The 13,493-nt window shown below is 53.1% G+C and carries 11 protein-coding genes and 2 pseudogenes; 9 read left to right on the top strand and 4 right to left on the bottom strand.

The annotated features are described in order from the left end of the window. The first annotated feature begins 146 nt into the window (after nucleotides 1-146). From hemA to kdsA, 6 genes are read left to right on the top strand one after another with little or no spacing between them, the layout of a single operon-like run. Nucleotides 147-1,403 carry a glutamyl-tRNA reductase gene (hemA, locus tag ACQ29O_RS11975; RefSeq protein ID WP_000173208.1) on the top strand — a complete coding sequence of 419 codons (1,257 nt, stop codon included), beginning with the start codon at nucleotides 147-149 and terminating at the stop codon, nucleotides 1,401-1,403. A gap of 40 nt (nucleotides 1,404-1,443) precedes the next feature. Further along, entirely contained in the window at nucleotides 1,444-2,526 is a 1,083-nt protein-coding gene (gene prfA, locus ACQ29O_RS11970; protein ID WP_000804703.1) for a peptide chain release factor 1, read from the top strand. After that, nucleotides 2,526-3,359, top strand: a complete 834-nt coding sequence (gene prmC / locus ACQ29O_RS11965; protein WP_000347317.1) for a peptide chain release factor N(5)-glutamine methyltransferase — start codon at nucleotides 2,526-2,528, stop codon at nucleotides 3,357-3,359. Before prfA ends, prmC begins: the two co-directional genes overlap by 1 nt. Further along, entirely contained in the window at nucleotides 3,356-3,745 is a 390-nt protein-coding gene (gene sirB2, locus ACQ29O_RS11960; RefSeq protein ID WP_000150667.1) for an invasion regulator SirB2, read from the top strand. Before prmC ends, sirB2 begins: the two co-directional genes overlap by 4 nt. A 3-nt stretch (nucleotides 3,746-3,748) precedes the next feature. After that, nucleotides 3,749-4,558: an invasion regulator SirB1 gene (gene sirB1 / locus ACQ29O_RS11955; protein ID WP_001257065.1), complete on the top strand. Its 810-nt coding sequence runs from the start codon at nucleotides 3,749-3,751 to the stop codon at nucleotides 4,556-4,558. Between the two features lie 37 nt (nucleotides 4,559-4,595). Beyond that, nucleotides 4,596-5,450: a 3-deoxy-8-phosphooctulonate synthase gene (gene kdsA / locus ACQ29O_RS11950; protein ID WP_000811046.1), complete on the top strand. Its 855-nt coding sequence runs from the start codon at nucleotides 4,596-4,598 to the stop codon at nucleotides 5,448-5,450. Nucleotides 5,451-5,503: 53 nt separating this feature from the next. Here kdsA and chaA read toward each other — a convergent pair. Next, nucleotides 5,504-6,603 (bottom strand): annotated as a pseudogene (chaA, locus tag ACQ29O_RS11945) (sodium-potassium/proton antiporter ChaA). A 266-nt stretch (nucleotides 6,604-6,869) separates the two neighbouring features. On the opposite strand from chaA, the gene chaB reads away from it, so the two are divergent. After that, nucleotides 6,870-7,100: a putative cation transport regulator ChaB gene (gene chaB / locus ACQ29O_RS11940; RefSeq protein WP_001674919.1), complete on the top strand. Its 231-nt coding sequence runs from the start codon at nucleotides 6,870-6,872 to the stop codon at nucleotides 7,098-7,100. A 79-nt stretch (nucleotides 7,101-7,179) separates the two neighbouring features. On the opposite strand, the gene ACQ29O_RS11935 is transcribed toward chaB, so the two are convergent. After that, nucleotides 7,180-7,533 (bottom strand): DsrE/DsrF/TusD sulfur relay family protein, encoded by a 354-nt coding sequence (locus ACQ29O_RS11935; protein WP_001179798.1) that lies wholly within the window; start codon nucleotides 7,531-7,533, stop codon nucleotides 7,180-7,182. A gap of 176 nt (nucleotides 7,534-7,709) precedes the next feature. Here ACQ29O_RS11935 and ACQ29O_RS11930 point away from each other — a divergent pair, with 176 nt between their 5' ends. Beyond that, nucleotides 7,710-9,134: a YchO/YchP family invasin gene (locus ACQ29O_RS11930; RefSeq protein ID WP_001116349.1), complete on the top strand. Its 1,425-nt coding sequence runs from the start codon at nucleotides 7,710-7,712 to the stop codon at nucleotides 9,132-9,134. Here ACQ29O_RS11930 and narL read toward each other — a convergent pair whose 3' ends face one another. Together narL and narX are read right to left on the bottom strand one after the other, a co-directional pair. Continuing rightward, the gene (gene narL, locus ACQ29O_RS11925; protein ID WP_001064598.1) at nucleotides 9,135-9,785 is read right to left on the bottom strand and encodes a two-component system response regulator NarL; all 651 of its coding nucleotides are present in this window, start codon (nucleotides 9,783-9,785) and stop codon (nucleotides 9,135-9,137) included. Continuing rightward, a pseudogene (gene narX / locus ACQ29O_RS11920) lies at nucleotides 9,778-11,574 on the bottom strand (nitrate/nitrite two-component system sensor histidine kinase NarX). Before narX ends, narL begins: the two are co-directional and overlap by 8 nt. 340 nt (nucleotides 11,575-11,914) lie before the next feature. Here narX and narK point away from each other — a divergent pair. Beyond that, the gene (gene narK / locus ACQ29O_RS11915; protein WP_000510134.1) at nucleotides 11,915-13,312 is read left to right on the top strand and encodes a nitrate transporter NarK; all 1,398 of its coding nucleotides are present in this window, start codon (nucleotides 11,915-11,917) and stop codon (nucleotides 13,310-13,312) included. Nucleotides 13,313-13,493: the final 181 nt, after the last annotated feature.

The raw sequence follows: 13,493 nt of genomic DNA, 5'->3' as shown, positions 1-13,493 counted from the left end.
TCGTCTACTTTCAAGTTGTCTTAAATCATCAAATTAGCGAGCGCTGCCAATTACTCCAAAAGGGGGCTCTCTCTTTTATTGACCACGCGCATCCTGTATGATGCAAGCAGACTAACCATATCAACGCTGGTACTACTCCCGCAGACATGACCCTTTTAGCGCTCGGTATTAACCATAAAACGGCACCTGTATCGCTGCGAGAACGCGTAACGTTTTCGCCGGACACGCTTGATCAGGCGCTGGACAGCCTGCTTGCGCAGCCAATGGTGCAGGGCGGGGTCGTGCTGTCAACCTGTAACCGTACAGAGCTGTATCTGAGCGTGGAAGAGCAGGATAACCTGCAAGAAGCGCTGATCCGCTGGTTATGCGATTACCATAACCTGAACGAGGACGATCTGCGCAACAGTCTGTACTGGCATCAGGACAATGACGCCGTCAGCCACCTGATGCGCGTCGCCAGCGGTCTGGATTCACTGGTGCTGGGCGAACCGCAAATCCTCGGTCAGGTGAAAAAAGCGTTTGCGGATTCGCAAAAAGGCCACCTTAACGCCAGCGCGCTGGAGCGAATGTTTCAGAAGTCTTTTTCCGTCGCCAAGCGAGTGCGGACTGAAACCGATATCGGCGCCAGCGCCGTCTCCGTCGCGTTTGCCGCCTGTACGCTCGCCCGACAAATCTTTGAATCGCTGTCGACGGTCACCGTACTGTTAGTTGGCGCGGGCGAAACCATTGAACTGGTGGCGCGTCACCTGCGCGAGCATAAAGTACAAAAGATGATTATCGCCAACCGAACCCGCGAGCGCGCGCAAGCCCTGGCGGATGAGGTAGGCGCTGAGGTTATCTCGCTCAGCGATATCGACGCCCGCTTGCAGGATGCCGATATTATCATCAGTTCGACCGCCAGCCCGCTGCCGATTATCGGTAAAGGCATGGTGGAGCGCGCATTAAAAAGCCGTCGCAACCAGCCGATGCTGCTGGTGGATATCGCCGTACCGCGCGACGTTGAGCCGGAAGTCGGCAAACTGGCGAACGCTTATCTTTATAGCGTCGATGATTTACAGAGCATCATTTCGCATAATCTGGCGCAGCGTCAGGCTGCGGCGGTGGAAGCGGAAACGATTGTTGAGCAGGAAGCCAGCGAGTTTATGGCCTGGCTACGCGCCCAAGGGGCCAGCGAGACCATTCGGGAATACCGTAGTCAGTCGGAGCAGATTCGTGACGAACTGACTACCAAAGCGCTGTCGGCCCTTCAACAGGGCGGTGATGCGCAAGCTATCTTGCAGGATCTGGCATGGAAACTGACCAACCGCCTGATTCATGCGCCAACGAAATCACTTCAACAGGCTGCCCGTGACGGGGATGACGAACGCCTGAATATTCTGCGCGACAGCCTCGGGCTGGAGTAGCAGCACACACCACACTTTTTTACAGGGTGAATTTACGCCTATGAAGCCTTCTATCGTTGCCAAACTGGAAGCCCTGCACGAACGCCATGAGGAAGTTCAGGCGTTGCTGGGCGATGCGGGAATTATTGCCGACCAGGACCGCTTTCGCGCATTGTCGCGCGAATATGCGCAATTAAGCGACGTTTCTCGCTGTTTTACGGACTGGCAACAGGTTCAGGACGATATCGAGACGGCTCAGATGATGCTCGACGATCCTGAAATGCGAGAAATGGCGCAGGAAGAACTGCGCGAAGCGAAAGAAAAAAGCGAACAACTGGAGCAACAGTTACAGGTACTGCTGCTGCCGAAAGATCCGGACGATGAACGAAACGCGTTCCTTGAGGTTCGCGCCGGTACCGGCGGCGACGAAGCCGCGCTGTTTGCCGGCGATCTGTTCCGCATGTACAGCCGTTATGCCGAAGCGCGCCGCTGGCGCGTGGAGATCATGAGCATGAGCGAAGGCGAGCATGGCGGTTATAAAGAGATCATCGCCAAAATCAGCGGCGACGGGGTGTATGGCCGACTGAAGTTTGAGTCCGGCGGACACCGCGTACAGCGTGTTCCGGCGACCGAGTCGCAGGGGCGTATCCATACCTCCGCCTGTACCGTCGCCGTGATGCCGGAGCTGCCGGAAGCCGAGCTGCCGGATATTAACCCGGCGGATCTGCGCATTGATACGTTTCGTTCTTCCGGCGCGGGCGGTCAGCACGTTAACACCACCGACTCCGCTATCCGTATTACCCACTTGCCGACCGGCATCGTGGTGGAATGCCAGGACGAGCGTTCGCAGCATAAAAACAAAGCGAAAGCGCTCTCGGTGCTAGGGGCGCGCATTCACGCCGCCGAAACGGCAAAACGCCAGCAGGCCGAGGCGTCAACGCGCCGCAACCTGCTTGGCAGCGGCGATCGCAGCGATCGTAACCGGACCTATAATTTCCCGCAGGGGCGCGTGACCGATCATCGTATTAATCTGACGTTATATCGCCTTGATGAAACGATGGAGGGTAAGCTGGATATGCTGATTGAGCCGATTGTTCAGGAACACCAGGCTGACCTGTTAGCCGCCTTATCCGAGCAGGAATAATGGATTTTCAGCACTGGCTGCATGAGGCGGTAAACCAGCTCCGGGACAGCGACAGCCCCCGGCGCGACGCCGAGATCCTGCTAGAGTACGTTACGGGCAAGGGGCGGACGTATATCATGGCCTTTGGCGAAACGCCGCTTACCGACGTCCAGCAACAACAGCTCGCGGACCTGCTGCAGCGGCGTAAACAGGGCGAACCTATTGCGTACCTGACGGGCTTACGCGAATTCTGGTCGCTGCCGCTCTTCGTTTCTCCCGCCACGCTAATCCCGCGCCCGGATACCGAATGTCTGGTTGAACAGGCGTTGGCGCGATTGCCGGTAAAAACCTGTCGTATTCTGGATTTAGGCACCGGAACCGGCGCGATTGCGCTGGCGCTGGCCTGCGAGCGACCGGATTGCGAGGTGACTGCGGTCGATCGTATGCCTGATGCGGTTGCGCTGGCGATACGCAACGCGGAACATTTGGCTATCCGGAGTGTGCGTATACTGCAAAGTTGTTGGTTCAGCGCGCTATCGGGGCAGCAGTTCGACATGATTGTCAGCAATCCGCCCTACATTGACGCGCAGGACCCGCACCTTAGCGAAGGCGATGTACGCTTTGAACCGCGCTCGGCGTTGGTGGCGGACGAAAACGGTATGGCGGATCTTACGCATATTATCGATAACGCCCGCCAGATGTTAACGCCCAGCGGCTTCCTGCTGCTGGAACACGGTTGGCAGCAGGGCGAAGCGGTAAGAGCGGTTTTCAGGCGGTCTGGTTACTCGGATGTAGAAACGTGTCGTGATTATGGCGGTAATGAACGCGTGACCTGCGGACGTTTTACGCCATGACAATTGCAATGTTGCTCACGCTTCATCTTATCTGTGTTGCGCTCTCCGTCAGTTTGTTTGTCGCTCGTTACTGGTGGCGCTATTGCGGCCATGCGTTGGCCGCCGCGCGCTGGACACGAATCGTGCCTCCCGTCATAGATACCCTGTTACTGCTTAGCGGTATTGGGTTAATCGTTAAAACGCACATCCTGCCATTCACGGAGTCGGGCTCATGGCTGACTGAAAAACTGTTTGGCGTTATCATCTACATCGTTTTGGGTTTTATTGCGCTTGATTATCGTCAGGCGCGCAGCCAGCAGGCGCGTTTTATCGCTTTCCCGCTGGCGCTGGTGGTGCTGTACATCATCATTAAACTCGCCACCACAAAAATACCGTTACTGGGGTAAGTCATGAGGTCGTTAGCTGATTTCGAATTTAACAATGCGCCGCTGTGTGATGGCATGATCCTGGCATCAGAGATGATTCGCCTGGATTTTCCCACGCAGTTTGTCTACGACGAACTGGAACGTCTGGTCAGTCTGGCGCAGGAAGAAATTAGCCAGCTCCTGTCTCAGGATGAGCAACTGGAAAAATTGCTGGCACTTTTTTACGGCGAGTGGGGGTTCACGGACTCCCGCGGCGTCTACCGTCTTTCTGATGCTTTATGGCTCGATAAAGTCCTGAAAAAACGCCAGGGTAGCGCGGTATCGTTGGGCGCTATTTTATTATGGATAGCAAACCGTCTTGATTTGCCGTTGGTGCCCGTTATCTTCCCAACGCAGTTGATTTTGCGTATTGAATCGCTGGAAGGGGAAATGTGGCTGATTAACCCGTTCAACGGTGAAACGCTTGATGAACATACCCTCGAAGTCTGGTTAAAAGGCAATATTAGTCCGGTCGCCGAGTTGTTTAACGAAGATTTGGACGAGGCGGATAACGCCGAAGTGATTCGTAAGCTACTGGATACGCTGAAATCCTCGCTGATGGAGGAACGGCAAATGGAGCTGGCGCTACGCGTTAGCGAAGCATTGTTGCAATTTAACCCGGAAGATCCTTACGAAATCCGTGACCGCGGGTTGATCTACGCGCAGCTTGAGTGTGAACACGTTGCGCTGACTGATTTAAGCTACTTCGTTGAACAGTGTCCGGAAGACCCGATCAGCGAAATGATTCGTGCGCAGATCAACACCATTGCGCACAAGCAAATTGTTCTACATTAATTAACCGACATTTTACCTATAAGTGTAAGGCGATCCTATGAAACAAAAAGTGGTTAACATTGGTGACATTAAGGTGGCAAATGACCTGCCGTTTGTGCTGTTTGGCGGTATGAACGTGCTGGAGTCACGCGATCTGGCAATGCGCATTTGTGAGCACTACGTAACCGTTACCCAGAAGCTGGGTATTCCTTACGTGTTCAAGGCCTCTTTTGATAAAGCCAACCGTTCCTCTATTCACTCTTACCGTGGGCCGGGCCTGGAAGAAGGGATGAAAATCTTCCAGGAACTCAAACAGACATTTGGCGTAAAAGTGATCACTGACGTCCATGAAGCCAGCCAGGCGCAGCCTGTGGCTGATGTGGTTGACGTGATTCAGCTCCCGGCGTTTCTGGCGCGCCAGACCGACCTGGTGGAAGCGATGGCGAAAACCGGCGCTGTGATTAACGTGAAAAAGCCGCAGTTCGTAAGCCCGGGTCAGATGGGCAATATCGTGGATAAGTTCCATGAGGGCGGTAACGATAAGGTGATTCTGTGCGACCGCGGCGCGAACTTCGGTTATGACAACCTGGTGGTGGATATGCTGGGCTTTAGCGTGATGAAAAAGGTCTCCGGCAACTCGCCGGTGATTTTCGACGTTACCCATGCGCTGCAATGCCGCGACCCATTTGGCGCTGCCTCGGGCGGTCGTCGTGGTCAGGTGACCGAGCTGGCGCGCGCCGGTATGGCTGTCGGTCTGGCGGGCCTGTTCCTGGAGTCGCATCCGGACCCGGCTAACGCGAAGTGCGACGGTCCTTCCGCGCTGCCGCTGGCGAAACTGGAGCAGTTCCTGACCCAGATAAAAGCGATTGATGATTTGGTGAAAAGCTTCGACGAGCTGGATACCGAGAACTGATTGCGGTTTTTAGCTTGTGTAGGCCGGATAAGATACTATCCGGCTTTTTTATATCAGGCAAAAATCGTCATCAGATAGGCGGCAAATAAAGCCAGATGCGCCGCGCCGTTTAGCACGTTGGTGCGTCCGGTAGAGAACGAAATATGGCACAGCACTAACGAGGCCACCATCACTACCATTTCCGGCGCGCCTAAACCAAACACCAGATCATTACCTGTCGCCCAGGCGATGAGCGTGACGACCGGCACGGTTAATGAAATCGTCGCCAACACCGATCCGAAGAACAGATTCATTGCCCGCTGAACCTGATTATTCAGTACCGCCTTCAGCGCGCCCAGTCCTTCCGGCGAGAGAATTAACAGCGCGACCAGGAAACCGGTAAAGGCGACCGGGGCGTTCATGCTGGTCAGCAACGCCTCCAGGGGCTGGCATTCATTTTGGTAACGGCAATGACCGCAATTAAATGAATGAGTAACCAGACCGTATGCCAGCCGCTACTGTGCGCGGAGGGTTTACCGTGGTGTGGATTGTCATCATCGCCTTCATCTTCATGTTCATAGATAAATAAGCTCTGGTGCGTTTTGGTTTGAATCAACAAAAATACGCCGTACATCGCGGCGGAAATTAACGCGACCAATAATGCCTGACTGGTAGAGAAATTGGCTTGCGGCAATGCCATGGGAAAAACCAGCACAATAATCGCCAGCGGAAATAGCGCAATAAGATACTGCTTAATCCCAAATAAATTCATATATTGCGTTGCGAATTTACGCCCGCCCAACAACAACGAGAAACCGACCAGTCCCCCGGTGACAATCATAATAATAGAGTAGAGCGTATCGCGCATAAGCGTTGGCGCAGCATCGCCGGTAGCCATCAGCGCGGAAATTAAACTCACCTCAAGAATAACGACGGACAAGCTTAAAATAAGCGATCCATAGGGTTCGCCGAGTCGGTGCGCTAATACATCGGCATGACGGACCACGCTAAATGCGCTGCTTAAAATACCAATAAGTGCAAGGATATTGATGCCAATAACCACTGGTAGTGACTGGCTGCTTCCCCAAAGGAACAGCACTACCAGCGCAAGAACCGGGAAAATAAGCGAAGTCTCCTTATGGCGGGTTTTCACCGCCTCACAGGCATGTGTCATGAGGGTCTCCCTTGTGCAGGTGTTAATATTTTGGAAAGAGTAAAGAAGGTAAAAATAGCAGAAATTTGTATTTTTTTAGTGGTTTTTTACGTAGTTTTACGGCGTAGACGATTTTTTTCTTTCAAGGTCAGTAAAACAACGATCTTGTTTTAACAGTGTTTAAATAACAAAAAGTTAATTTCCGTAAAAAGCAAAAATCCTCCTCGACTGGCGTAATAACGCATTGTTTACCACACTTAATGTTTTCCCTGAAGACGGAGGCGCTGATGCCGTATAAAGCCAAAAGTGATTTACCCGATAATGTGCGGAATGTTCTTCCAACCCATGCCCAGGACATTTACAAAGAAGCCTTTAATAGCGCCTGGGAGCAATATAAAGATAAAGCCGATCGTCGTGATGACGCCAGCCGCGAGGAAACCGCACACAAAGTCGCCTGGGCGGCGGTTAAAAACGATTATGAAAAAGGCGAGAATGATAAATGGCATAAGAAAAAATAAACGCGGTATTACTCACGTGTTAGCCTGATTTTCTTGCCGGAAGTCTATCCTGACGCGGGAGCTTTTCCCGCGTACAGATTCAAAATGTCAGCACTTTGTCCGCCGCCAGCGTCCATTGCGCCAGCTCGACCAGCGTTCCGATTTCCACACCGTCAATCAGCGGCAGGGGAGTGATACCACGTCCGTCCGCACAGGTTTTGCATAATTTTACCGGTACGTTTTGCGCGGTCAGAATTTCCAGCATTTGCTGAATATTGTAGCCTTCGGCTGGTTTTTGACCGCGTAACCCTGCGGTTACGGCATCTGACATCAAAAACAGGCGTAAATCGAGATGGCTTTCCTGCTCGCGCAGCGCAATGGCCAGACGCAGGCTATTAAATAATGATTCGCTGCCGTAGGCGGCGCCGTTAGCGACAATGACGATATTTTGCATGGATAACCCTTCTCCTTGAGAAATTTTGTCGGCAATGGCGTTATGTTACCTCGGGAACCGGGTACCGCCAAATGCGTGGATAAAATCCCGGGACGCTCTGCGGAAAAAATAAGGATATTCCTGGAAGCACGAGAAAAGGCTGCAAAACCTGTCCGGACACGTTATGGTTTACTCTGATGCCATTCCTCTTATCTTTTGTTGTAGAAGTTGCCGACACGTTGAGCCGTATTGTTTTTCGTTCATTCTCACTCTCGCTTCTCTTGCTGGCTGCCAGCGGTACGATCCGTGCGCAGGCGCAAGACCCTTTCACGCAAAACCGTCTGCCGGATTTAGGCATGATGCCGGAATCCCACGAAGGGGAAAAGCATTTTGCCGAGATGGCCAAAGCGTTTGGCGAAGCCAGCATGAAAAATAACGATCTGGATACTGGTGAACAGGCGCGGCAATTCGCTTTCGGACAGGTACGCGATGTGGTCAGCGAGCAGGTTAACCAGCAGCTTGAAAGCTGGCTATCAGCCTGGGGCAGCGCCAGCGTGGATATTAACGTCGATAACGAAGGTCATTTTAACGGCAGTCACGGAAGCTGGTTTATCCCTTTACAGGATAAACAGCGCTATCTGACCTGGAGCCAGCTTGGTCTTACGCAACAGACTGATGGACTGGTAAGCAACGTTGGCATAGGACAGCGCTGGGCGCAGGATGGCTGGCTTCTTGGCTATAATACCTTTTACGATAATCTGCTGGATGAAAATCTGCAGCGCGCCGGCTTTGGCGCGGAGGCGTGGGGAGAATATTTGCGTTTATCCGCCAACTATTATCAGCCTTTTGCCGACTGGCAGACGCATACGGCGACCTTAGAACAGCGAATGGCGCGCGGGTATGATATCAACGCGCAAATGCGGCTGCCGTTTTACCAGCATATCAATACCAGCGTTAGTCTGGAGCAGTACTTTGGCGATAGCGTGGATCTGTTTGACTCCGGAACGGGGTATCACAATCCTGTCGCGTTAAAACTGGGTCTCAACTATACGCCAGTACCTTTGCTTACCATGACCGCCCAGCACAAACAGGGCGAGAGCGGGGTCAGTCAAAATAACCTGGGGCTGACGCTTAACTACCGCTTCGGCGTGCCGCTCAAAAAGCAGCTTGCCGCCAGTGAAGTGGCGCAAAGCCAGTCATTACGCGGTAGCCGCTATGATACGCCGCAACGTAACTCGCTGCCGACAATGGAGTATCGGCAGCGTAAAACGTTAACGGTTTTTCTGGCGACGCCGCCCTGGGATCTTACGCCTGGTGAGACGGTTGCGTTAAAATTGCAGGTGCGCAGCGTGCACGGTATTCGTCATTTGAGCTGGCAGGGCGATACACAGGCATTAAGTTTGACGGCAGGAACGGACACCCGCAGTACCGAGGGCTGGACAATCATTATGCCGGCCTGGGATCACCGCGAAGGCGCGGCAAATCGCTGGCGTTTATCGGTGGTGGTTGAGGATGAAAAAGATCAGCGTGTCTCTTCCAATGAGATCACGCTCGCGCTGACTGAACCGTTTATCACGATGCCGGACGATAATCCGCATTGGCAACCGTTCCAGGAGCAATAATTAAAAGATGCGTTCCTGATGTACCCAGACGGCGGCCTCCACGCGCGATTTCAGCTTCATTTTCTTGAGCATATGTTTCACGTGCACTTTGACCGTACTTTCGGTGATATCCAGACGCCGGGCAATCATCTTATTCGGCAATCCCTGCGCGATGAGCTTCAGAATATCGCGCTCACGCGGGGTGAGTTGCGTTACATCGCGATCGGTGGTGGCGCGGTTGGCCCGCAGGCTGGCCGCCAGTACCGGCGTTAACGCTTCACTTAATACCATTTCGCCGGCGGCGGCCTGTTGTAACGCTTTGAGCAAGTCCTCCGGCTCCATGTCTTTCAACAGGTAACCGTCCGCGCCGCGCTTTAGCGCCGTGACGACATCTTCTTCATGGTTGGATACGCTGAAAACGACAATACGTCCTGACAGCGCTTTTTCGCGTAATTTATCCAGCGTTTCGAGGCCATTCATTCCCGGCATATTCAAATCAAGGAGGATCAGATCGGGATCGAGCGATTCCGCCAGGTCAATACCCTGCTCACCGTTGCTGGCTTCTCCGACCACGCTGATATCGGGCGCCATACTCACAAGCTGCTTTACACCCGTGCGTAGCATCGGATGGTCGTCGATTAACAGGATGGTTGCCGGTTCCTGATTATTCATGGGTATCTCCCTGGGTTTCTGTGAAGTTTGTTTCTGGAATAAAAGTAACAGTGACCTCTGTTCCGCCAGTCTCGCGTCGGCGTACCTGGCAATCGCCGCGCAAACTTTGCGCCCGATCGCGCATGATAATCATGCCGTAGTGATTACTGCGTTCGGCGTTTTCCGGGACGCCGCAGCCATTATCCTGTACTTTTAGTTTGACCTGTTTGCCACATTGCGTCACTGTCACCACCACATCGTCGGCATGAGAGTGTTTAAGGGCGTTGCTGAGGGCTTCCCTGGCAATTTGCAACAGGTGTATCGCCTGGTGTGAAGGCACCAGGCGGGGGGGAAGCTGATAATCCAGTTTTACCGTAAAGCCAAACCGGGCGCTGAACTCCTGGCAGCTTGCTTCCAGCGCCGGACGTAGCCCGGGTTCCGTCAACTGTAAGCGGAAAGTGGTTAACAGTTCGCGCAGTTGCGCCCAGGAGCAGTTCAGCTCATTGCGAATTTGGCTGAGTAACTCACGGCTGCTTTCCGGTAACACGTCGCCCTGCATTTGCAGGCAGCTCACCTGCATCTTCATACAAGAGAGCGACTGGGCAATAGAATCATGCAGTTCGCGGGCAATGGTGGCACGCTCTTCCATGACAATCAACTGCTGCTGGCGCTCCTGATGCCTGTCGAGCGCCAGAGTCGCGGTAAGCTGTTCAACCAGCGTGTCCACCAACTGTTGCTGATCGTGGCTGAGATGGCGTCCATAGGGCAGCGTCGCCAGCAAAATACCGTATTGGGTGTGAGAGTCGGTGAGCCGCCATTTTAAGGTGGTGCCGCCGTTAATCATCGGCAGGGCGCTACGTGGGCAAAGGTGGCAGCCTTTATCATCGCAACTGATGTCCGACTGACAGGTAAATTCCTGGTGATTATCTTCATCTTCCAGGTCATAGACTCGCAGCTCAATATCATGCAACTGGGTTAAATTTTGCAGGCCATTCAGTACCGGAGAAAGACGCTCACATAGCGGAGCCTGTGAATGCAGTCGGCGGTTGGCTTGCCACAAAAACGAGAGAATCTGGTTTTTATGTTCCAGACCGGCTGTTTTTTCCTGTACGCGCTGTTCCAGTACCGCATAACTTTCGGCCAGTTCTTCAGACATATTATTGAGCGCAGAACCCAACGCGGCCATCTCATTGCGTCCACTGATATTGGCACGTTGGGTAAAGTCGCGCTGACTGACGGCGCGCGCCATTGATAACAACTGTTTCCAGGGCTGCAAAAGGCGAACACGTAGCCAGATAATCGTAAATACCAGCAATAGCGCCATAAAGATCGCCATTACCCGGTGAACTAATACCACGCGTTCGATACGCAATTCAGTAGTATGGTCGAACGACGTCACCAGGCGATCCAGGCCCGCCACAAAGCGCGTGACATCTTCTGCGACCGCGTGCGCGTTTTGCGCGTGCTGTAGCCCTGGCGAGAGTTCGTTATGCTAGTAATCCTGCAACGCTTTAAGCTGCTTTTGCTGCCCGTCTCGCTCAGCGGCGCGGGTCAGTTCCGGGCTGAATGCCGTTTGCTCCATCTCATCCAGCAGCTTTTGATCTTTAGCATCCAGCGGGACAGCGGCCAGTAGTCGATAGCTTTGCATACGCAATGAGCCCGCTTTATTAATAGCATGAGCGCTACCCTGCACGCCCTGAACCAGCCAGCCGGAAACCGCCATCCCCGCCACGCCGATAGCGGTAGAGAGCATGACAATCAGCGCCAGTTGGTTAACCAGCGTAAGAGGAGAGAAACACCGTTTAAACATGTTACCTTCTTTCTTCGGGGTAATGTCGCCGAAAAAACGTAGCAAAAAAGAGGGGCGTCAATCGGCTGTGCCGCTATTCTCAACGATACAGCGGAGTATACCCATACCTATAACGAGTTACTCCTTAATTGCCGCCGTAGAGAGGTATCTGCGACGGGAAGGAGTAGACAGACACAGCATGGTGAAAAACCACAGCTTTTTTACCAAAATAGCCTACTCATTAAGGGTAATAACGCTTTTTAGTCGCCGGTGATGACGACTTTTCCTTTGATTTATATCAACTTACCTTCGGCAGTAAGCCCTAATGTGGCAGACATCAAATCAAGAATCAGAGGTGTCTATGGGTCACTCATCCGCCCCGGAAAGGGCAACTGGCGCTGTTATCACGGAATGGCGTCCGGAAGATCCGGCATTCTGGCAGCAGCACGGCCATCGTGTCGCCAGCCGTAATTTGTGGATTTCTGTCCCGTGTTTACTGCTGGCGTTTTGCGTCTGGATGCTATTCAGCGCAGTGGCGGTGAACCTGCCGAAAGTGGGATTTAATTTTACGACCGATCAGCTCTTTATGTTGACTGCGCTGCCATCTGTTTCCGGCGCGCTGCTACGGGTGCCTTACTCCTTTATGGTGCCGCTATTTGGCGGACGTCGCTGGACAGCGTTCAGTACCGGTATCCTCATCGTGCCCTGCGTATGGTTAGGCTTTGCCGTTCAGGATACCAGTACGCCATTTAGCACTTTCATTATTATTTCCTTGCTGTGTGGTTTTGCCGGCGCGAACTTTGCCTCCAGTATGGCGAACATCAGCTTTTTCTTTCCTAAACAAAAGCAGGGCGGCGCGCTGGGTCTGAACGGTGGTCTGGGCAATATGGGCGTGAGTGTGATGCAGCTGGTTGCGCCGCTGGTGGTTTCGCTCTCTATCTTTGCCGCCTTTGGCAGCCACGGTGTAGAGCAGCCGGACGGTTCTCAGCTCTATCTGGCGAACGCAGCCTGGATTTGGGTGCCTTTCCTGGCCATTTTTACGCTGGCGGCGTGGTTCGGCATGAACGAACTGGCGACGTCTAAGGCCTCGCTAAAAGAGCAACTGCCGGTGCTCAAACGTGGTCATCTGTGGATCATGAGTCTGCTGTATCTGGCGACCTTCGGATCGTTTATCGGTTTCTCCGCGGGGTTCGCTATGCTGTCTAAAACACAATTCCCGGATGTGCAGATCCTGCATTATGCGTTTTTCGGTCCGTTTATCGGCGCGCTGGCGCGTTCGGCAGGCGGCGCAATTTCTGACCGTCTGGGGGGGACTCGCGTCACGCTTATCAACTTTGTCCTGATGGCGATTTTCAGCGGTCTGCTGTTCCTGACATTACCTACTGGCGGCGTTGGAGGTAGCTTTATCGCGTTCTACGGGGTATTTCTGGCGCTATTTCTGACGGCGGGGTTGGGGAGTGGTTCTACCTTCCAGATGATCTCCGTTATCTTCCGTAAACTGACGATGGACCGGGTTAAAGCGGAAGGCGGGTCGGACGAAAGAGCCATGCGTGAAGCGGCGACCGATACGGCGGCGGCGCTGGGCTTTATTTCCGCGATTGGCGCGATTGGCGGCTTTTTTATTCCGAAAGCGTTTGGTTCATCTTTAGCATTAACTGGTTCTCCAGTCGGCGCGATGAAAGTCTTTCTTATTTTCTATATCGCCTGCGTCGTTATTACCTGGGCGGTATATGGACGTCATTCTAAAAATAAAAAGTAATTTTTGATTATCCTTTGCGCGGCGTTAGACCGCGCTTTTTTTTACCTGTATTTAGTTACAACATACTTATAGTCAAGAAGAGAGGCGCGACAGGGCTGACCACGCACATTTTTATCGGTCATCCAGGGGGATACCCCTTAATACCCACTTGTTGAAAATTTAACATTCAATTTGTGCGTAA

It is taken from the genome of Salmonella sp. GDC200615, from assembly GCF_050574145.1.
Lineage (GTDB): Bacteria > Pseudomonadota > Gammaproteobacteria > Enterobacterales > Enterobacteriaceae > Salmonella > Salmonella enterica.
Note: the sequence above shows the minus strand (reverse complement) of the source record. Positions and strands in the feature narration are given on the sequence as shown.